The 18,663-nt window shown below is 71.5% G+C and carries 20 protein-coding genes and 3 tRNA genes; 4 read left to right on the top strand and 19 right to left on the bottom strand.

Annotated features, from left to right (window positions below):
• Positions 1–95 precede the first annotated feature (95 nt).
• The 10 genes from DFJ69_RS17515 to DFJ69_RS17465 all read right to left on the bottom strand — a co-directional run bounded on the left by DFJ69_RS17515 (position 96) and on the right by DFJ69_RS17465 (position 7,632).
• Positions 96–1,172, bottom strand: coding sequence for a UDP-N-acetylmuramate dehydrogenase (locus DFJ69_RS17515; protein ID WP_116023586.1), 1,077 nt, complete (start codon positions 1,170–1,172; stop codon positions 96–98).
• A 127-nt stretch (positions 1,173–1,299) separates the two neighbouring features.
• The gene (locus DFJ69_RS17510; protein WP_116023585.1) at positions 1,300–1,725 is read right to left on the bottom strand and encodes a MaoC family dehydratase; all 426 of its coding nucleotides are present in this window, start codon (positions 1,723–1,725) and stop codon (positions 1,300–1,302) included.
• Positions 1,725–2,162 carry a MaoC family dehydratase N-terminal domain-containing protein gene (locus DFJ69_RS17505; protein WP_116023584.1) on the bottom strand — a complete coding sequence of 146 codons (438 nt, stop codon included), beginning with the start codon at positions 2,160–2,162 and terminating at the stop codon, positions 1,725–1,727. The genes DFJ69_RS17510 and DFJ69_RS17505 overlap by 1 nt, the downstream gene beginning before the upstream one ends.
• A gap of 284 nt (positions 2,163–2,446) precedes the next feature.
• Entirely contained in the window at positions 2,447–2,611 is a 165-nt protein-coding gene (gene rpmG / locus DFJ69_RS17500; protein ID WP_089324515.1) for a 50S ribosomal protein L33, read from the bottom strand.
• A gap of 76 nt (positions 2,612–2,687) precedes the next feature.
• Positions 2,688–2,761 (bottom strand) — tRNA-Met (locus DFJ69_RS17495).
• Between the two features lie 549 nt (positions 2,762–3,310).
• The gene (locus DFJ69_RS17485; RefSeq protein WP_170177702.1) at positions 3,311–3,484 is read right to left on the bottom strand and encodes a hypothetical protein; all 174 of its coding nucleotides are present in this window, start codon (positions 3,482–3,484) and stop codon (positions 3,311–3,313) included.
• A 274-nt stretch (positions 3,485–3,758) separates the two neighbouring features.
• The gene (locus DFJ69_RS17480; RefSeq protein WP_116023581.1) at positions 3,759–4,037 is read right to left on the bottom strand and encodes a hypothetical protein; all 279 of its coding nucleotides are present in this window, start codon (positions 4,035–4,037) and stop codon (positions 3,759–3,761) included.
• Positions 4,038–4,308: 271 nt separating this feature from the next.
• Positions 4,309–4,384, bottom strand: a tRNA-Thr gene (locus DFJ69_RS17475).
• Positions 4,385–5,497: 1,113 nt separating this feature from the next.
• Positions 5,498–6,583 (bottom strand): ferredoxin reductase, encoded by a 1,086-nt coding sequence (locus DFJ69_RS17470; protein WP_116023580.1) that lies wholly within the window; start codon positions 6,581–6,583, stop codon positions 5,498–5,500.
• Complete coding sequence (locus tag DFJ69_RS17465) at positions 6,583–7,632, bottom strand: fatty acid desaturase family protein (RefSeq protein ID WP_116023579.1); 1,050 nt, start codon at positions 7,630–7,632, stop codon at positions 6,583–6,585. Before DFJ69_RS17465 ends, DFJ69_RS17470 begins: the two co-directional genes overlap by 1 nt.
• Positions 7,633–7,907: 275 nt before the next feature.
• On the opposite strand from DFJ69_RS17465, the gene DFJ69_RS17460 reads away from it, so the two are divergent.
• Positions 7,908–8,099 carry a hypothetical protein gene (locus DFJ69_RS17460; protein WP_116023578.1) on the top strand — a complete coding sequence of 64 codons (192 nt, stop codon included), beginning with the start codon at positions 7,908–7,910 and terminating at the stop codon, positions 8,097–8,099.
• Positions 8,100–8,101: 2 nt separating this feature from the next.
• Here DFJ69_RS17460 and DFJ69_RS17455 read toward each other — a convergent pair.
• Positions 8,102–8,186 (bottom strand) — tRNA-Tyr (locus tag DFJ69_RS17455).
• Between the two features lie 166 nt (positions 8,187–8,352).
• Here DFJ69_RS17455 and DFJ69_RS17450 point away from each other — a divergent pair.
• Entirely contained in the window at positions 8,353–8,841 is a 489-nt protein-coding gene (locus DFJ69_RS17450) for a YajQ family cyclic di-GMP-binding protein (RefSeq protein ID WP_116023577.1), read from the top strand.
• 325 nt (positions 8,842–9,166) lie between these two features.
• Here the strand turns inward: DFJ69_RS17450 and DFJ69_RS17445 are convergent, their stop codons facing one another.
• Positions 9,167–9,445, bottom strand: a complete 279-nt coding sequence (locus tag DFJ69_RS17445) for a helix-turn-helix domain-containing protein (protein WP_116023576.1) — start codon at positions 9,443–9,445, stop codon at positions 9,167–9,169.
• A gap of 48 nt (positions 9,446–9,493) precedes the next feature.
• On the opposite strand from DFJ69_RS17445, the gene map reads away from it, so the two are divergent.
• Positions 9,494–10,261: a type I methionyl aminopeptidase gene (map, locus tag DFJ69_RS17440; RefSeq protein ID WP_116023575.1), complete on the top strand. Its 768-nt coding sequence runs from the start codon at positions 9,494–9,496 to the stop codon at positions 10,259–10,261.
• Between the two features lie 112 nt (positions 10,262–10,373).
• Here the strand turns inward: map and htpX are convergent, their stop codons facing one another.
• From htpX to DFJ69_RS17405, 7 genes are all read right to left on the bottom strand, one after another.
• Positions 10,374–11,228: a zinc metalloprotease HtpX gene (gene htpX, locus DFJ69_RS17435; RefSeq protein ID WP_116023574.1), complete on the bottom strand. Its 855-nt coding sequence runs from the start codon at positions 11,226–11,228 to the stop codon at positions 10,374–10,376.
• Between the two features lie 120 nt (positions 11,229–11,348).
• A complete protein-coding gene (locus DFJ69_RS17430; RefSeq protein ID WP_116023573.1) occupies positions 11,349–12,848 on the bottom strand; it encodes an NADH-quinone oxidoreductase subunit N in 1,500 nt (499 codons plus the stop codon).
• On the bottom strand, positions 12,849–14,354 hold the full coding sequence (locus DFJ69_RS17425; RefSeq protein ID WP_342769863.1) for a complex I subunit 4 family protein: 1,506 nt from the start codon (positions 14,352–14,354) through the stop codon (positions 12,849–12,851).
• Positions 14,351–16,267: an NADH-quinone oxidoreductase subunit 5 family protein gene (locus DFJ69_RS17420; protein ID WP_116023572.1), complete on the bottom strand. Its 1,917-nt coding sequence runs from the start codon at positions 16,265–16,267 to the stop codon at positions 14,351–14,353. Before DFJ69_RS17420 ends, DFJ69_RS17425 begins: the two co-directional genes overlap by 4 nt.
• A complete protein-coding gene (nuoK, locus tag DFJ69_RS17415; RefSeq protein ID WP_116023571.1) occupies positions 16,264–16,596 on the bottom strand; it encodes an NADH-quinone oxidoreductase subunit NuoK in 333 nt (110 codons plus the stop codon). Before nuoK ends, DFJ69_RS17420 begins: the two co-directional genes overlap by 4 nt.
• Positions 16,596–17,150 carry an NADH-quinone oxidoreductase subunit J family protein gene (locus DFJ69_RS17410; RefSeq protein WP_116023570.1) on the bottom strand — a complete coding sequence of 185 codons (555 nt, stop codon included), beginning with the start codon at positions 17,148–17,150 and terminating at the stop codon, positions 16,596–16,598. Before DFJ69_RS17410 ends, nuoK begins: the two co-directional genes overlap by 1 nt.
• Complete coding sequence (locus tag DFJ69_RS17405; RefSeq protein ID WP_245974437.1) at positions 17,147–17,671, bottom strand: NuoI/complex I 23 kDa subunit family protein; 525 nt, start codon at positions 17,669–17,671, stop codon at positions 17,147–17,149. Before DFJ69_RS17405 ends, DFJ69_RS17410 begins: the two co-directional genes overlap by 4 nt.
• Before the next feature lie 266 nt (positions 17,672–17,937).
• Between DFJ69_RS17405 and DFJ69_RS17395 the strand changes: the two genes are divergently transcribed.
• Complete coding sequence (locus tag DFJ69_RS17395) at positions 17,938–18,600, top strand: ComEA family DNA-binding protein (RefSeq protein WP_116023568.1); 663 nt, start codon at positions 17,938–17,940, stop codon at positions 18,598–18,600.
• Positions 18,601–18,663 lie beyond the last annotated feature (63 nt).

Genomic DNA, 18,663 nt, shown 5'->3' with positions numbered 1-18,663 from the left:
CGCGGCCTCAAGGGCCCCCCTTTCATGATGCGTCGCGAACCTCGATTCTGGAACGCGCGGATCCCGTCACTCTCGGAGACGGTGACCGAACGTCGTCAGAGCCGGACGCCGATCATGACGGGCTCGTTCACCAGCTCGACGCCGAACGCCTCGCGCACGCCGTCCCGCACCCGGCGGGCCAGGGCGAGCAGGTCGGCGGTGCTGCCGGCGCCGTCGGGGTTGGTGAGGGCGAGGGTGTGCTTGGTGGAGATCCGGACGGGCCCGAGCGCGTGGCCCTTGGCGAACCCGGCCTTGTCGATCAGCCAGGCGGCCGAGGTCTTGGTGCACCCGCCGGTCTCCGGGTAACGGGGGAACGCGGTGTCCGGCCCGAGCCGTTCGGCCACGCGACGTTCGAGGTCGGCGAGCTGCCCGGCGTCGAGGACGGGGTTGGTGAAGAACGACCCGGCGCTGCGGGTGTCGGGGTCGGCGGGGTCCAGCACCATGCCCTTGCCGCGTCGCAGCTCCAGCACGGCCTTGCGGGCGGCGTCCAGCGGAACGGTCGCGCCGCGCTCCACGCCGAGGGTGCGGGCGAGTTCGGCGTACGCGACGGGTCGGGACTCCTCGGTCTCCTCCAGGGCGAACGTCACGTCGAGGACGACGTACCGGTCCGTTCCCTTGAAGACGCTGTTGCGGTAGGTGAAGCCGCAGTCGGCGTGGTCGAGGGCGACGACCTCGCGGGCCTCGCGGTCGTACGCGCGGACCCGTACGACGGTCTCGCTCACGTCCTGGCCGTACGCGCCGACGTTCTGGATGGGGGTGGCGCCGACCAGCCCGGGAATGCCCGACAGGCACTCGACCCCGGCCAGCCCGTCGGCCACGCAGCGGGCCACGAACGGCTCCCACTCCTCGCCGGCCTGCGCGGTGACCAGGACCTTGCCGGGACGGTCGGGGTCGCCGCGGCGGACGACGCCCCGTCCGGCGACGTGCACGACGGTGCCGGCGAACCCCTCGTCGGCCACCACCAGGTTGCTGCCGCCGCCGAGGACCAGCACGTCCTCGCCCGTGTCGTCGGCCTTGCGGACGGCCGCGACCAGCTCGTCCTCGGTGGCCGCCTCCACGAACCGGCGGGCCGGACCGCCCAGCCGCAGGGTGGTGTATCCGGCGAGGTTGACGTGTTCGCAGAGCACGGCCATCGGCTCCTCCAGGCCTGCCGGTCGGATCGGCCGCCGTGATCCCGGGGGCGCCCCGTACTCCTGGGCGGTCCCGGCACGGCGGCCCGTGCACGACCTCTGTGGGCGGTTTCGTCGGGTGGTCGGGGGCTCAGGCGAGGCGGACGACGGCCTTGGCCTGGGTGAGCACCTTCTGCTCGGCGGAACGAGCGGTGAGGGCCACGACGACCTTGTTGTCGTCGAGCTTCTTCTCCACCTTGCCACTGATCTCCAGGACGGCGCCGCCCTCGTCGGGCACCACCACGGGCGCGGAGAACCGGACGCCGTAGTCGACGACCGCGCCGGGGTCGCCCGCCCAGTCGCTCACGAAGCGGCCGCCCTGGGCCATCGTGAACATGCCGTGGGCGATCACGTCGGGCAGCCCGACGGCCTTGGCGAAGCCCTCCCGCCAGTGGATCGGGTTGAAGTCGCCCGAGGCCCCGGCGTACATGACGAGGTTGGCCCGGTCGATCGGGAAGGTCCGCAGCGGGATCTCGGTGCCGACCTCGACGTCGTCGTACTTGACGGTGGCGGTCATCAGGCCCCCCGTTCCACGATCGTGTTGTGGGCGGTGCACACCAGTTCGCCGGCGGTGGTGGTGATCTCGGTGCGCAGTTCGATCTTCTCGTGGCTGCCGATGGCCTTGATCTGGGTGATCGTCGTGGTGCAGACGATCTCGTCGCCGGCGCGGACGGGACGCTCGTAGACGAAGCGCTGCTCGCCGTGGACCACCATCGCGTAGTTGAGCCCCAGGTCGGGGTCGATGAGCGCGGGGCCGGCCAGCGCCACCACGATCGGGAAGGTGGGCGGCGCGATGACGTCGGGGTATCCGGCGGCCTTGGCGGCCTCACGGTCCCGGTACACCGGGCTGGGGTCGCCGATGGCGTCCGCGAACTCGCGGATCTTGACCCGGCTCACCTCGTACGGCTCGGTGGGCGGGAAGGTCCGCCCGATGAAATCCCGGTTCAGTGCCATGCATCCGTCCTTCCAGGGTCGCAGTGGCCTGCCGACCGCCTGTTCTTCCTGGCCGTGACCGTAACAGAACGACGTTCAGCCCGCCCTCGGAGGTGGTGAGGACGGGCTGATCATCAAGCCGTGGTGTGCCGGCGCCGGAGCGCCGAACTCCCTGCCGAGCCGTCTGCGGCCGGATCTCCCGACGGCCCCGGGCGGCGGGGCCGCGTGCGGGTGTCGCCGGTTGCGGACCGCGAGCCGGGACGGTGCGTCACCCGAGTGCGGGGGCGACGGTCACCTGTCGCCGGTCAGCGGGTCTCGCGGTGGGGGCGGTGGCAGCGGCAGTTCGGGCAGTACTTCTTGAGCTCGAGGCGGTCCGGGTCGTTGCGCCGGTTCTTCCGCGTGATGTAGTTGCGGTGCTTGCACTCCTGGCAGGCCAGCGTGATCTTCGGCCTAACGTCGGTGGCAGCCACGAGGGAGTGCCTTTCTGACGAGGGACAATGGACATGCGCACCCCAACGACCCGCCGGTGACGGGAAGTGGGGGTAGTAGCGAGGGCCGGACTTGAACCGGCGACACAGCGATTATGAGCCGCTTGCTCTGCCTGACTGAGCTACCCCGCCGAGATGGTCGGTGTGGACCGGTGAGACAGGATACCGGACCGGGACCGGACCGTGGAAACGCCCGGGCGCGACCGCTCCGAAGGAGACGGCGACCCGGACTTCCCAGCCCTCCGCTAAAGGACCTGCACCGAGATTACCAGAGCCCCGGGCGCACTCCGACCGGTGATCCACCGCTCCACATCTCCCCCGGTCAGCCCGGGCCCACCACTCAACCGGGCCGGCGACGCCGAACCGGCCGGTCACGCCGAACCGGACGGTCGCGCCGGCCAGGCAGGTGGCTCCGGTCGCGTCGGTCGGGCCGGTGGCGTCGGTCGGGACCGGCCACGTCCGTCGGCTCGTTCACGTCGGTCGGGTCGGTCACCAGGTCGCGTCGGACACATCCGTCGCGCTAGACGCCAGTCACGCCGGTTGCGTGCGTCGCGTGGGTCGGCTCGGTCGCCGGTCACCCCAGTCACCCCAGTCACCCCAGTCACGCCGGTCACCCCAGTCACGCCGGTCACGCCGGTCACGCCGGTCACGCCGGCCACCCCGTCACCCCGGTCACCCCGGTCACCCGGTCACCCCAGTCACGCCGGTCACCCCAGTCACGCCGGTCACGCGGGTCACCGTGGTCACCGTGGTCACGCCGATCACGGCGGTCACGGCGGTCACGGCGGTCACGCTGATCACGTCGATCACCTCGATCACCTCGATCACGACGGTCACGACGGTCACGACGGTCACGACGGTCACCAATCACGCCGATAACCCAGTCACGCCGGTCACGCACGTCACGGGGGCACGCCAGTGACGCCAGTCACGCCAGGCTCGCTGGTCACTGGGGTCACGGGGTCACGGGGTCGCGTTGGTCACGCGCTTCGGTCGCGCCGATCGGGTCGGTCACGTCCGTCGGGTCGGGTGCGTTCGTCGGTCGCGTTCGGCGGCGAGGGGTGGTGGCAGTGCGTTCGGCGGGGGTGGTGCGTCAGGGGCGGCGGGTGGTGACGGGCGGGGTGCGTGGTCAGAAGGTCCACCAGCCGAAGGCGAGGTGGCCGACCAGCCAGACGCCGAAGCCCAGTTGGACGGCCAGCAGGGCGATCCGGATGGGCAGGGGGACGCGGCGGCGGAGGCGGAACAGGGACCACCAGTGCTCGGAGAACGTGTCGCCGGGCGCCTTGCGGAACAGCGCGGCGAACTCGACGACCAGGAAGAACAGGATCCAGGCGGCCCAGGCGAGGGTCCAGCCGCTGAGCGGCCGGGCGGGGGCGTCGACCCTGTCGACGTCGGCGGAAGTGTTCATGGGGGATGCTCCTTCGAGTGTCACCAGGAGTTTCACCACCGGCACACTCCGTGGAACTATCCCCTCGGATCGGCCACACTGACCTATCCGTTAGGAACGAACCGGCCGACCCGTTCCGTCCCACGCTTCCGGGCGGCCGTACGAGCGCTCCGACCCGGGAGAGCCGCCGCGACACCGTTCCGAGATCGCGATCTCCCACATCTCTCCCGGACAGCACGAAGGCCGTCCCTCATCGTTCGTGAGAGACGGCCTGTGACCTGCCGATCCTGTGTGGAGCCCCTTTACGGAATCGAACCGTAGACCTTCTCCTTACCATGGAGACGCTCTGCCGACTGAGCTAAAGGGGCTTGCGTCGAGCGCGCAGTGAAACCATACACGCCCCGCGCACCGGATACGAAATCGATTTGCCCCCTCGTCCTTCGCCGCCGGCCGTCGCCCCCCATAGCCGAAGGTGAACGCCATGATCGGGGCCTCCATCGACTGATCGACGACCTGCTCCGGGCCGCGATCCGACCAGCACCGCGCGTTCGGCGACCCCACCCCGCGCGAGGAAAAAGGCGCGGTCCGCCTCAGTCGGACGCCGCCCCTCGCCTCGCCCCTCCGCGCCCCCTCGCCTCACCCCTCCGCGCCGCGCCCCTCCGCACCTCGCCGCACCGCGCCGTACCTCGCCGTACCGCGCCGTACCTCGCCGCACCGCACCGCACCTCGCCCCTCCGCACCGCACCTCACCGCACCTCGCCCCTCCGCACCGCACGTCGCCGCGCCGCGCCGCCCTCGCCGCACCGCGCCTCACCTCGCCGCCTCACCGCCTCACCGCCTCACCGAGGGCATCATCGAAGACCCCACCCGGACGGCCGACCGTGATGGTCGGCGCTTGGTGGAGAACGGCGCGGATCCGGCGCCTGCGAACGATGCGGTCGCCCAACGTCTCACCGAAATGACCACCGCCTCCGACGCGTTCGGCGAGCTCCTCTGCCGCGCGACGAACGAGGCGCGGCCCGCCTCAGTCGGACGCCGCCCCTCCCGCCTCACCGAGGCCCCAACCTGGACGGTCCGCCGTGTTGGCCGGTGCCTCGACGGAGAACGGCTCGGATCCGGCGTCTGCGGGCCAGGCGGCCGTCCAACGCCTCACCGCCTCCAATGCGTTCGCCGACGCATGGATGGGGCCACGGGGTGGGGCGGCACCCCACGCGACCCGGCAGGTCGCCCGTCACCGGCTGGTGGAACCCGGTCGACTCGGGTGCCGACTGGATATGGAACGGGGGCGCCCGGGCCGGCATCCCCGTCCTGAAGGGCACCCGCGTCGTGGTTCCGGACCGCCGACGTACCCGCGTTCGTGGAGCCCCCGGCCGTCGTTCTCGACGATGCCGGGCGGCACCTCGCCGTCGAGGACCCTGGTCCCATGGTGAAGTCACGTCGCCGAGGGCGAGCCGCCCACCGAAGGGACCCGGAACGCTGGATCAGCGCCGGAGTTCCACCGGGCCGACGGGCGTCGAGATGCAGGTTTGGATGTACTTCCCCTCGCCGCTGGTCAGTTCGCCGGTGCGCAGGTCGCGGACCGTGCCCTCGCCGAGTGGGGTGAGGCAGCTTCGGCAGATGCCCATGCGGCAGCCGCTGGGCATCAGCACTCCGGCCGCCTCGCCCGTCTCCAGTAGCGGGGTGCCGCCTTCGGCCTCGGCGGTCTTCCCGCTGAGGGTGAACCGTACGCGCCCGCCGTCGCCGTCGTCCTCCGCGTACCGCAGCGGATGGAACGACTCCTGCCGCAGCGCCGCGCCGATCCCGTGGGTGTCCCAGTGCTCGGCCAGGTCGGCCAGGAAGCCGGGGGGGCCGCAGGCCCACGTCGGCCGGTCCGCCCAGTCCTCGCACAGCTCGGGGATGTCGGCGGCCTTGAGTCTGCCGTGCTCACGGGTGTGACGCTCGTGGAGCCGCATCGTGGGGAACCGCGCCGCCATCGCCCGCAACGCCGTACCGAAGATGACGTCGTCGCGGGTGGGGGCGGAGTGGATCAGCACGACGTCGGAGGTCATCCCGGCGGCGGCGAGCTGGGCGAGCATCGCCATCACCGGGGTGACGCCGCTGCCCGCAGTGACGAACAACGCCCGGCGCGGCAGCCGGGCGGGCAGGACGAACCGTCCGTCCGGAAGGCCGAGATGGACGAGCGTGTCGGGCCGGGTCCGCCGCACCAGGTGGGAGGAGACGAACCCGTCCGGGCCGGCCTTCACCGTGATCGTGATGCGGCCGTCCCGGCGCGGCGGCGAGGAGAGCGAGAACGTGCGCCAATGCCGGACCCCGCCGATGTCGACGCCGACCCTGACCCACTGGCCCGGTCGATGCGGGGCCCATGCGCGTCCCGGCCGGATGAGCAGCGTCGCGGAATCCGCGGTCTCAGCCCGTACCGCCTCGACCCGTCCGCGAAGCTGCGCGGCCGACCACAGCGGGTTCACCCAGCCGAGGTAGTCCTCGGGCAGCAGCGGCGTGGTCAGCCACCGCGCCGCCGCGCCCAGCATCGCCCCGGCGTCCGACCACCGCCCGGACCCGGTCGTCATCACCGGCCGCCCGGGAAGGCCATCCGCACGACCCTCTTCCAGTGCCGGCCGACCTGTCTCACCAGGGGGCCGGAGTGGTACGGCAGGCCGTAGCGGGCGCAGATCTCCCGGACCTGCGGCGCGATCCGCACGTAGCGGTTGCTGGGCAGGTCGGGGAACAGGTGGTGCTCGATCTGGTGGGACAGGTTGCCGGTCATGACGTGCAGCAGCGGGCCGCCCTCGATGTTCACCGACCCGAGAAGCTGCCGCTGGTACCACCGGCCCCTGGTCTCGCCCTCCAGCACCTCCTCCTCGAAGACCTGGACGTCGCCGGGGAAATGGCCGCAGAAGATGACCTGGTGCGCCCAGATGCTCCGCAGCACGTTGGCGGTCAGGTTGGCCAGCAGCACCCGCGGCGCGTTCCGTCCCGCGAGCGCGGGGAACATCACGTAGTCCTTGGCGACCTGCCGACCCACCTTGCGCAGGATGTCGCCCGCCTGCCGCCGGAGCTCCTCCTCGCTGCTCTCGCCGATCTCGACCTGGGCGGCCAGGTCGTACCACGCGGTCCCGTATTCGAACAGCGCGGCGAGGGCGAGGTTGTAGAACGGCTGCAGCAGATAGACGGGCCGCCATTTCTGCCGGGGATCCATGCGGATCAGGCCATAGCCGAGGTCACGGTCCCGGCCGAGCACATTCGTGTACGTGTGGTGGAGGACATTGTGCGAGTGCTTCCATTGGTAGGCCGGGGCCGCGGCGTCCCATTCCCAGGTGGTCGAGTGGATTTTCGGGTCGCCCATCCAGTCCCATTGGCCGTGCATCACGTTGTGCCCGATCTCCATGTTCTCGAGCACCTTGGCGACCGTCAGGCACGCCGTCCCGCCCCACCAGAGCCACCGTCGGGACGAGCCGAACAGCGCCACCCGCCCCGCCGCCTCCAGCCCCCGCTGAACGGCGATCATCCGCCGGATGTACTTGGCGTCGGCTTCTCCGAGGTCGCCGGCCACCTCGCGGCGGAGTTCGTCCAACTCCCGTGCCAGCTCGTCGGCCTCCGCATCGGTCAGCGTCGCCATGCCCCCTCTCGACGGCTCGGCGCGGGATGTCCTCTGCAAGGCGGGAACCGGCATCGCGATCGTTCCATTCCGTACGCAGGCGGAGGTCCGCCCACGTGACATTGTCCTCGAATAACACGAATGGTGGAACTCGCCGCCACGAAAGGCCCATGACCTGGTGCGCCGCCGGTGGGATCATCCACCGCCCAGACGACCTCCAATGATGCGGACCGCCATTTTTCCAGACGAGATCAACAGGGGACCATGGGTTCACCGCTCAAGAAGTCGCGCCGGACATGCCGTCGTCTGACAACACCCGCCCTCAGACCCACGAGGGCCATCACGTCCGCGTCCCCGCCGCGAGGGTCACGGGCATCCACGGGACGGGCGGGACGATGCCGTTGCCCCCGGGCGAGACCGCGACGCTCACCGACCGCGCGCACGACGACGGCCCCGGACCGTTGGCACAGGTCAGGGGCCGTTCGTGAAGTGGTGGCGGGTGCAGGGTTCGAACCTGCGTAGGCTAAGCCGACGGATTTACAGTCCGCTCCCATTGGCCACTCGGGCAACCCGCCGTGGCGCCGTCTTGCGGCGACGGGGAAAAGCTTAGCGGAACAGGCGGGTGGTCGTGACATCGAGGGCCGGGGGCGCTCGGCCGGGTGGGCCGGATGGCTAGGGTGGGACGCTACGTGGGCTGAGGAACGCCGTCCAGGCGCTGTGAGCTGTGAAGGGTTGTGTGCAGTGGCCGACAGTTCGTTCGACATCGTGTCCAAGCTGGACCGGCAGGAGGTCGACAACGCCGTGAACCAGGCCGCCAAGGAGGTGGCCAACCGGTTCGACTTCAGGAACGTGGACGCGGGGATCCGGCTGTCCGGGGAGTCCATCGAGATCCAGGCCAACAGCGAGGAGCGGGCCGGCGCGATCCTGGACGTCCTGAAGGACAAGCTGGTCAAGCGCGGGGTCTCGCTGAAGGTGCTGGACGCCGGGGAGCCGCGACTGTCGGGGAAGATCTACAAGCTTGGTGTCGCGCTGCAGGAAGGGATCACGCAGGAGAACGCCAAGAAGATCAGCAAGATCATCCGGGATGAGGGCCCCAAGGGGGTCAAGGCGCAGATCCAGGGCGAGGAGCTGCGGGTCAGCGCCAAGAAGAAGGACGACCTCCAAGAGGTCATCGCGCTGCTCAAGGGCAAGGACCTCGACATCGCGCTGCAGTTCGTCAACTACAGGTGATCGGGGCGCCGGCGGGCCGATGGCCTGCCGCTTCCTCCGGTGATGGCCCTCGGAGGGCCCACGGAGTCACGGGCCCGCGTTCAAGGCTTCAGGGAGATCACGCGGCCGGGTCGCCGGGGGGACGCGCACCGGCCGCGTGACGGCCCGGGTGCCGCCCGCGCCTGATCGGCCCCGGGAGTCGAGAGGGGCGCGCCGGAGCCATACCCCGCCAAAGGCCGTCCGGCGCGCCCATGTCATGTCTGACGCGGCGGCCGCCGATTCGGTTCGGCCGATCGCCGAGACTTTTCCACGAGCCGAACGCGGCCCGCCCCGGTGGGCGGGCGGGTCAGCCGGCCAGCGGGGTCTGGCCGTCGGCGGATTCGTCGGGCATCAGGTCGCGGGCGAGGGCGACCAGGTCGAGGCCCAGGACCCGGGCGAGCGCGGCGACGGTGAAGAACGCCGGGGCGGCGATGGCGCCGCGTTCGATCTTGCGGAGGGTGTCGAGGGACAGGCCCGCCTCGTGGGCCACGGCGGCGGCGCTGCGGGGGCCCCGGGCGGCGCGGAGCACCTGTCCGAGCGCCCTGCCCCGGTCGCGCTGCTCTTCGGTCAGCGGGTTGCGCACCATGCCGACGACTCTACTGCATATTCAAATACTGGTATTAGTATCTTCACCATGGTGAACTACAAGAGTCCCCGAGAGCTGTCGGTCATGCGCGAGGCCGGCCGGGTGGTGCACAACACGCTGGAACGGGTGGCGGCGGCGGCCGAGCCCGGCATCTCCCTGTTGGAGCTGGACGCGATCGCGGCCCGGTGCATCAAGGAGCACGGCGCGCGGTCCTCGTTCCTGCACTACCGGCCGAGGTACGCGCCTACCCCCTACCCGGCGGTGCTCTGCCTGTCGGTGAACGAGGTCGTGGTGCACGGCATCCCGACCGGGCGGACCCTCCGGGAGGGCGACCTGTTGTCGATCGACTGCGGGGCCGAGGTCGGCGGCTACCACGGCGACGCGGCGATCACCATCTCCATCGGGCCGCCGGACGAGGGCGCCGCCCGGCTGATGGAGACCACCAGACATGCCCTGGAACGGGCGATCGAGGCGGCGCGCCCCGGAGCGCGTCTCGGCGACGTCTCCCATGCCGTGGAGACCGTCGGCCGCGAGGCCGGGTACGGGATCCTCGCCGACTGCGGCGGCCACGGCATCGGCACCGCGATGCACGAGGACCCTTCCGTCTCCAACACGGGCCTCCCGGGACGCGGCCTGCGTCTGCGCGAGGGCCTCACCATCGCGATCGAGCCCATGTTCCACGAGGGCGGTGACGACGAGGGCCGCACGCTCGCGGACGGCTGGAGCATCGTCACCGCCGACGGCAGCCGCGCCGCCCACTTCGAGCACAGCATCGCCGTCACCGCGGACGGCCCGATCATCCTCACCGGCCCCTGACCCGCCTCCTAGCGCAGCAGTCGCGCGCGACCGATCATCCGCCGCGCGAGCGGCGCGAGTCGTACGCTGCGCCGGCCGAGCGCTCAGGGTCGAGCGACGAAGGCGGGGACGGTCAGCGGGAGCCCGCCATGCGCTCCAGGCGGGCGACGCGTTCGGCGATGGGCGGGTGGGTGGAGAACAGGCGGCCGATGCCGGTGCCCCGGAACGGGTTGGCGATCATGAGGGAGCTGGTGGAGGCCAGCTCCGCGTCCTGGGGCAGGGGCATGGCGCGGGTGCCCGCCTCGATCTTGCGCAGGGCGGAGGCGAGCGCGAGGGGGTCGCCGGTGAGGCGGGCGCCGGAGGCGTCGGCCTGGTACTCGCGGGTCCGGCTGATGGCGAGTTGGACGACGGCGGCGGCGATGGGGCCGAGGATCATCATGAGCAGCGCGCCGAGGATCCCCGGGCCCTCGTCGTCCTCGGAACGGCCGATCGGCAGGAAGATCGCCAGGTGGGACAGGTAGGTGATCACCGTGGCGAGGGCGGCGGCCACCGAGGAGATCAGGATGTCGCGGTTGTAGACGTGCGACAGCTCGTGCCCGAGCACGGCGCGCAGCTCGCGTTCGTCCAGGATGCGCAGGATCCCGCGGGTGCAGCAGACCGCCGCGTTGCGCGGGTTGCGTCCGGTGGCGAACGCGTTGGGCTGCATGGTCTCCGACACGTACAGGCGGGGCATCGGCTGACGGGCGGACGTGGACAGCTCGCGGACCAGCCGGTACAGCACCGGGGCCTCGACCTCGCCGACCGGATGGGCGCGCATGGAGCGCAGCGCGATGCGGTCGCTGAAGAAGTACGCGACACCGTTCGTCCCCAGGGCGATGATCAGCGCGATGGTGAGCCCGATCCGCCCGCCGAACGCCCAACCGGCCGCCAGGACCAGCGCCGAGAGCGAGCCCAGCAGGACGGCCGTCTTGAGACCGTTGAACTGCACTGCCGCCAGCCTCCCCGCAAAGGATCCGTGCCGCGCGCGGCGGCCCCCCGTACGACGTACGTCTGGATAACGGTTTGACCTGTGCAAACGTTCCAGGGCACAACGGACGGAGGGGGCGGGTCAGCCGGTGGCGGCCGCCGCCTGCAGGACGAGTTGGGGGGCCGCCGACAGGACCACCGCGCCCGCCGCCGCCGCGCCGATCGCGGCGCGGAGGGCGCCGTCGCGGGGCAGGGAACGGGGTTCGACGGACCCGTCCGGGGCGGCGAAGAGTCGGGCGGCCCACGCGAGGTAGTAGTAGAGCCCGATCACCGTGTTGACGGCCATCACCACGGCCAGCCAGGTCACCCCGCCCGCCACGGTGGCGCGGAACACCACGATCTTGGCGAAGAGGCCCATCACACCCGGCGGCAGCCCCGCCAGGCAGATGAGGAAGAACGCCATCGCGGCGGCCGTCCCCGGGTTGCGCCGGGCCAGCCCGCGGTAGTCGTCCAACGTGTCCCAGACCGGGGACGTCCCGGCCACCGCGGTACGGCGGTGGTAGCCGATGACGACGGCGAACGCCCCGATGTTCATGACGCTATAGATGGCCACGTACGCGACCGAGGCCGCCACCGCCTCCGGGAGGCGTTCGTCGCCCACCGCCAGCGGGGCCAGGATGTAGCCGGACTGGGCGATGGACGACCAGGCCAGCAGCCGGATCGCCGAACGCTGCCGCAGCGCGACCAGGTTGCCCAGCGTCATCGTGACCGCCGCCAGCACGGCCAGCACCGGCCCCCACACGTGCCCGTACGCGGGGAAGCCCAACGCGACGACGAGCACCAGTCCGGCGAACCCGCCCGCCTTCGAGATCACCGACAAGAAGGCGGCGATCGGCAGCGGCGCGCCCTGGTACACGTCCGGGGCCCAGAAGTGGAACGGCACGGCGGCGACCTTGAACGCGAAGCCCGCCAGCACCAGCACCACGCCGAGCGCCGCCACCGGCTCCATGTCCGCGTCGAGCCGGCCGAGGGCGACGGCCATCCGGTCCAGGTGCATCGCCCCGGTCACCCCGTAGACCAGGCTGATCCCGAACAGCATGACGGCCGTGGAGATGACCGAGACCAGGAACAGCTTGAGGGCCGCCTCCGAGGCCACCCCGTCGTACCGGCGCAACGCCACCAGCGCGAACACCGGCAGCGACAGCGTCTCCAGCGCCACCACCAGCATCACCAGATCGCGTGCGGCCACCAGCGTCAGCACCCCGGTGATCGCCGCCAGCAGCAGGAAGTGGTACTCCCCGGCGGGCAGCCGGGACGCGGAGATCTCCTCCAACGACAGCAGCACCACGACCAGCGCGGCCGTCAGCACCACGCCCTGGAAGATCAGCGTGAAGTCGTCCGCGACGTACGAGCAGGACGGCGGGCCCTGCCCGCGCAGGTCATCGGTCAGGCAGAAGGTGGCGCGACGGTCGCCGAAGGCGAGGGCGATCACGGCGATCAGCGCCGCGCCCACCGCGCCCGCCGCGACGAACCCCAGCACCCGGCGCGGCACGTCGAACGCGTCGGCCAGCAGCACCGCGATGGCGGCCAGCGCCACCAGGAGCGCCGGCGCGACGGCCGCGTAGTCGATCGACTGGGTCATCTAGCCGCCTCCCAGCAGTGCCCGGACGGGGGCGGTCGTCAGGTCGAGCAGCAGCTTGGGCCACAGCCCCACCAGCAGGGTCAGGGCGATCAGCGGCACCCAGGCGGCGTACTCGGACGGGGTGATCGCGGGGATCACCGCGTCACGGCGGTCCTCCGCCACCGGCCCATGGGTGATCTTGGCCAGCATCCGCAGGAAGTAGGCGGCGGTCAGCACCGCGCCCAGCGCCGCCACCACCATGAAGGTCACGAACGTCTCGCGGGGCAGCCCGCCGTCCGGCCGGTAGGCCCCCAGCAGCGCCAGCGCCTCGCCCCAGAAGCCCGCCAGACCCGGCAGCCCCAGACTCGCCACCGAGGCGAACGTCAGGAACGCCGCCAGCCGGGGGGCCGTGGTGAGCATCCCGCCGCCGAGCGAGGCCAGCTCACCGGTGCCGTACCGCTCCTTGATGCCGCCCGCCAGGAAGAACAGCAGCCCGGTGATGAGCCCGTGGGCGACGTTGCCGAACAGCGCCGCGTTCACCCCGACGGGGCTCAGCGTGGCGATCCCCAGCAGCACGAAGCCCATGTGCCCCACCGAGGAGTACGCGATGAGCCGTTTGAGGTCGCGCTGGGCGAGGCAGGCCAGGGAGCCGTACACGATCCCGATGACGGCGAGGAGCCCCAGCCACGGCGCCCACACCTCCGCGCCCTCGGGCGCCACCGGCAGCGCGATGCGGACGAACCCGTACGTGCCCATCTTGAGCAGCACCCCGGCCAGCAGCACGGAGCCGACCGTGGGGGCCTGGGTGTGCGCGTCCGGCAACCAGGTGTGCAGCGGCCACATCGGGACCTTGACCGCCAGGCCCAGCCCGATCAGCAGGAACGCGGCGACCTGGACGCCGTGCGACAGCCCCCGGCCGTGCCGCGCGGCGAGCTCGACCATGTCGAGGGTGCCCGCGTTGACCGCCACCAACAGCAGCCCGACCAGCAGGACGCCGGAGCCCAGCAGCGTGTAGAGGATGAACTTGTAGGCCGCCGCGCGCCGCTCCGGGCCGCCCCACAGCATGATCACCACGTACATGGGGATCAGGACGACCTCGAAGAACACGAAGAACAGCATCAGGTCGAGCGCGACGAACGTCCCGAGCATGCCGACTTCGAGCACCAGCACCAGGGCGGTGAACAGGCGGGCGTGCCCCCCGGCCGGCGGGTGCCGCACCGTGTAGACGAAGCACAGGAACGTCAGCAGCGCGGTCAACACCACCAGCGGCAGCGAGACCCCGTCGACCCCCAGATGGAACCGCAGGTCGATCGACGACGCCCACGACCGGTCCAGCTCGAGCTGCATCCGCCGCGGGTCGCCGTGGTCGAACACGGCCGCCACCGCCAACGCGAGCAGCAGCGCGACACCCGACACCGCCGTGCCGTAACGACGGACGGCGGCGTCCCCGCGCAGGAAGCGCTCGGCCGGGAGGAGCAGCGGCAGCGCCCCCGCCAACGGCACCGCCAACATGACGAGCAGGATCACAGCAGGACCACCACCCCTACCGCGATGAGGACGACACCGGCGAGCACACCCGTCATGTAGGTCTGCGCGTTGCCGGTCTGGGAACGACGCAGCAGCCCACCGGCCCGCCGCGACCATGCGGCCGTGCCCTCCACCGCCGCGTCGATGCCGTGCCGGTCCGCCGCGACCACGAGCCTCGCCAGGGAGCGCACCGGCCGTACGATCAGCACCGCGTACAGCTCGTCCACGTAGAAGGCCCGGGCGAACACGGGACGCACGACGCCGAGCCGGTCGGCGGGGTCGCGGGCGGGGTCACGGTTCCACGTGAGGTAGACGACCGCCGCGCCGGCGGCGGCCCACAGCAGGGCCAGCGCGGCGGAGGCGAAGTGCGGGCGCAGCTCGTCCGCGCCGAGGCCGAAGAACCCCAGCAGCGCGGCGGGCACCGCGAGCACCGCGACCGGCACCGCCATCAGCGCGGGCGCCTCGCGCGCCTCGAACGACGACCGCGCCTCGCCGAAGAACGTCATCAGCCAGGCCCGCACCACGTACGCCGCCGTCACGCCGACCGTGACCAGCAACCCGATGTAGACGACCCAGGCCATCGCCCCCGGGAGGTGGGCCACCTCCGGGTGGTCGCCCACGAGGCCGCTCTCCGCCGCCGCGTGCCGGGCGCCCTCGATGATGGAGTCCTTGCTGAAGAAGCCGCTGACCGGCGGCAGCCCGATCAGCGCCGCGTAGCCGATCGTCATCGACCAGAACGTGACCGGCATCGCCCGCCGCAGCCCGCCGTACCGGCGGAGCAGGTTGGACCCGGTCACGAAGATCACACATCCGGCGGCCAGGAACAGCAGCGCCTTGAACGCCCCGTGCGCGACCAGATGGAAGATCGCGGCGCTCTCGGCCCCCACCGCCAGCCCCGCCGCCATGTAGCCGAGCTGGCTGATCGTGGAGTACGCCAGGACGCGCTTGAGGTCGTCCTGGGCCAGCGCCGCCAGCGCCGAGCCCAGCATGGACACCACGGCCATCACGCCCAGCAGTGTCAGCGCGGGCGCCGAGTCCAGGAACACCGGGTAGAGCCGCGCCACCACGTAGATGCCCGCCGCCACCATCGTCGCCGCGTGGATCAGCGCGCTGATCGGCGTCGGACCGGCCATCGCGTCGGGCAGCCAGGTGTGCAGCGGGAACTGCGCGCTCTTCCCGGCGACCCCGGCGAGCAGCAGCAGCGTGGCCGCCACGACCGTGCCGTGCGGCATCTCGGGGACGGCCGCCAGCACCCCGTCGACGGTGAACGTCCCCGCGCCGGCGCCCAGCACGAGGATGCCGAGCAGGAAGCCGACGTCGCCGACCCGGGTCACCAGGAACGCCTTGACGGCGGCCCGCGAGTTGGCGCGGTCCTCCCAGTGGTGCCCGATGAGGAAGTACGAGCAGATGCCCATGACCTCCCAGCCGACGTACAGCAGCAGGAGATCGCCCGCGAACACCACCAGCAGCATGGCGGCGGTGAACATCGAGATGAACGCCGTGTAGGACGAGTAGCGCGGGTCCTTGGCCATGTAGGCGACGGAGTAGACCTGCACGGCCAGGGCGACGCAGCAGACCATCAGCCCGACCAGCGCCGCGAGCCCGTCCACCTGAAGGCCGATGTCGATCCGCAGGGTGCCCGTGGGGACGTAGGTCAGCGAGCCGGTGCGGGCCCCCGGGTCGCGCCACACGGTCACGGCCACGACCAGCGCGAGCATGGTCGCCGCCAGGAGCGGCACGCACGCGATGAGCGCCGGGCCGTTCCGGCGCAGGCCGCGCAGCGCGTCCGGGCCCTCGTCGGGCACCGGGCCGGGGCGCGCCCCCAGCAGCCGCGACGTCCGGGGGCCGAGCAGCAGACCCGCGAAGGCGGCCAGGAACGGCAGCAGGATCACGAACGAGGCGAGGACGATCACGCGCCGTCCCCCTTGCCCGCCGGCTCCTCGGTCAAGGCGTTCAACCGGTCGACCTCCACCGAGGCGCGGTTGCGGAAGACCAGCAGCACGATGGCCAGGCCCAATCCGATCTCGGCCGCCGCGATCACGATGGTGAACAGGGTCAGCACCTGCCCCCCGTGCAGCCGGTCGCGCCACAGGACGTCGAACGCGACCAGGTTGAGGTTGACCGCGTTCAGCATCAGCTCGACCGACATCAGCACGAGGATCGCGTTGCGGCGGGCCAGCACCCCGTACACGCCGATGGAGAACAGCAGCGCCGCGACCACGGCGGGATAGGCGGCATGCATCAGCCGTCGCCCTCCTCGACACCTTCCGGCGACCCGGGGCCGATGTCGGAACGCGACAGCACGATCGCGCCGACCAGCGCGGACAGCAGCAGCACCGACAGCACCTCGAACGGCAGCACCCAGGTGCGGAAGATGCTGCCGCCCAGCGGCTCGGCCCCGCCGTGCCCGGCCTTCAGGTCGATGAACGCGTCGTGGAAGCCCATCACCAGCACGGTGACGAGCACGGCGGCGGTCGCCGCCGCGACGGCCAGCGCGACCCACCGGTTGCCGGAGTCCAGCGGGTCGTCGTCGCCGGAACGCGGCACCGGACCGATCGGCGCGCGGGTCAGCATGATCCCGAACAACAGCAGCACCACCACCGCGCCGACGTAGATCAGCACCTGCACCCAGGCCACGAACTCGGCGGTCAGCATCAGGTAGCCGCCGGCCAGCGCGCCGAACGAGACCACCAGCCACAGCGCGGCGTGGACGAGCTGCCGGGTCGTCACCACCATGATCGCCGAACCGACCGCGACCACGCCCAGCAGCGTGAACACGACCTCCTGGCCGGTCATGGGGCCCGCCGCCCCGACTTCTCGGCGGCCGACACCTCCTTGGGCGTCTCGGCGGCCGGGTCGTGCGCCTGCGGCGGGGGCACCGTCCACATCCATTCGCGCAGCCGGTCCTTCTCATGGGTCAGCTCGGCGATGTCGTACTCGGCGTACTCGAATTCGGGCGTCCAGAACAACGCGTCGAACGGGCAGACCTCGACGCAGATGCCGCAGTACATGCACAGCGCGAAGTCGATCGCGAACCGGTCGAGCACGTTGCGCGTACGGGGACGACCGCCGCCCTCGGCGGGCAGCGTCTCCTTGTGCGAGTCGATGTAGATGCACCAGTCGGGGCATTCACGCGCGCAGAGCATGCAGACCGTGCAGTTCTCCTCCAGCAGCGCGATCACCCCCCGGCTTCGGGGGGGCAGGTCGGGCTGCACCTCCGGGTACTGACGCGTGACGGAACGCCGCGTCATCGTCCGCAAAGTGACGGCCAGCCCCTTGGCCAGTCCGCCTCCTGGAAGCCCTCCTAGTCGCGCCACGCCCCCATGATTCCGTACGCCGCTCACGGACGGAACGGCGCATGTCCTCTACGCACCGCGACGGCCGTTTCGCCCTGGTGATCCACCGCATGTGGCGTGCGGGAACGTCGCCCGCGGTCCGTGCGTCGTAGAGAGGAGAAGCACACGGCGAGCGGCGCCTAGGAGCCCAAATGGCGTGGCCTGGCAACGACCCCTCCGGACGACTCCCCCGCAGGCCCCCGCACCCGCCCAGACCGCCCCACGGGTGGGGACCTCCGTCGCCCCCCATGCCGCATCGGCCCCTGCCCCCGCCACCGCCCGAGCCGCCGCCCCCTCAGGGTGTGCTGTGGGCCTTCACGCCGTTCCTGTCCGGCGGCTTCGGCACGTGGGGCACGTTCGGCTACGCGGCCCTGAGACGCCGCTCGGGCACCATGGCCGCGATGTCCGCGGGCTACCTCCTGAGCGCCGTCGCGGTGCTGGGCATGCTGGGCGCCGGCGGCGCGCTGGCGGGTCTGGGCATGCTGCTGATGATGACCTTGTGGATCACCGGCACCGTCCACGCCTTCGGCGTCCGCTCCACGGTCTATCCGCCCGCCACTCCGCGCGACCGGGTCAACCAGCACGCGATCCACGTCGCCAAGTACCGCCGGACGCTGCGCGAGGAGGCCCGCTCCCTCGTCGCCGAAGACCCGGAGCTGGCGCATGAGCTGTGCATCGGGCGCCCCGACCTGAGCCGCGTCTACGACGACGGCGGCCTGATCGACGTCAACCACGTCCCGCCGTTCGTGCTCGCGTCCCTGCCCGGGATGACGCCCGAGCTGGTCGAGCGCATCACCGGGGACCGTCAGGAGAACGGCCCCTTCGTGTCCGTCGAGGAGCTCGCCGTCCGCGCCGACCTCCCACCGGACCTGGTGCCCCGCCTCGGCGACTACACGCTCTTCCTCACCTGACCCAAGGCAACCCTTGGTTTGAACCGCAACCCCCGACACCCGAACCGCAACCCCGGGGTTCGA

The sequence above is a fragment of the Thermomonospora umbrina genome (assembly GCF_003386555.1).
GTDB lineage: Bacteria > Actinomycetota > Actinomycetes > Streptosporangiales > Streptosporangiaceae > Thermomonospora > Thermomonospora umbrina.
This window is presented reverse-complemented; position numbering and strand designations above follow the sequence as displayed.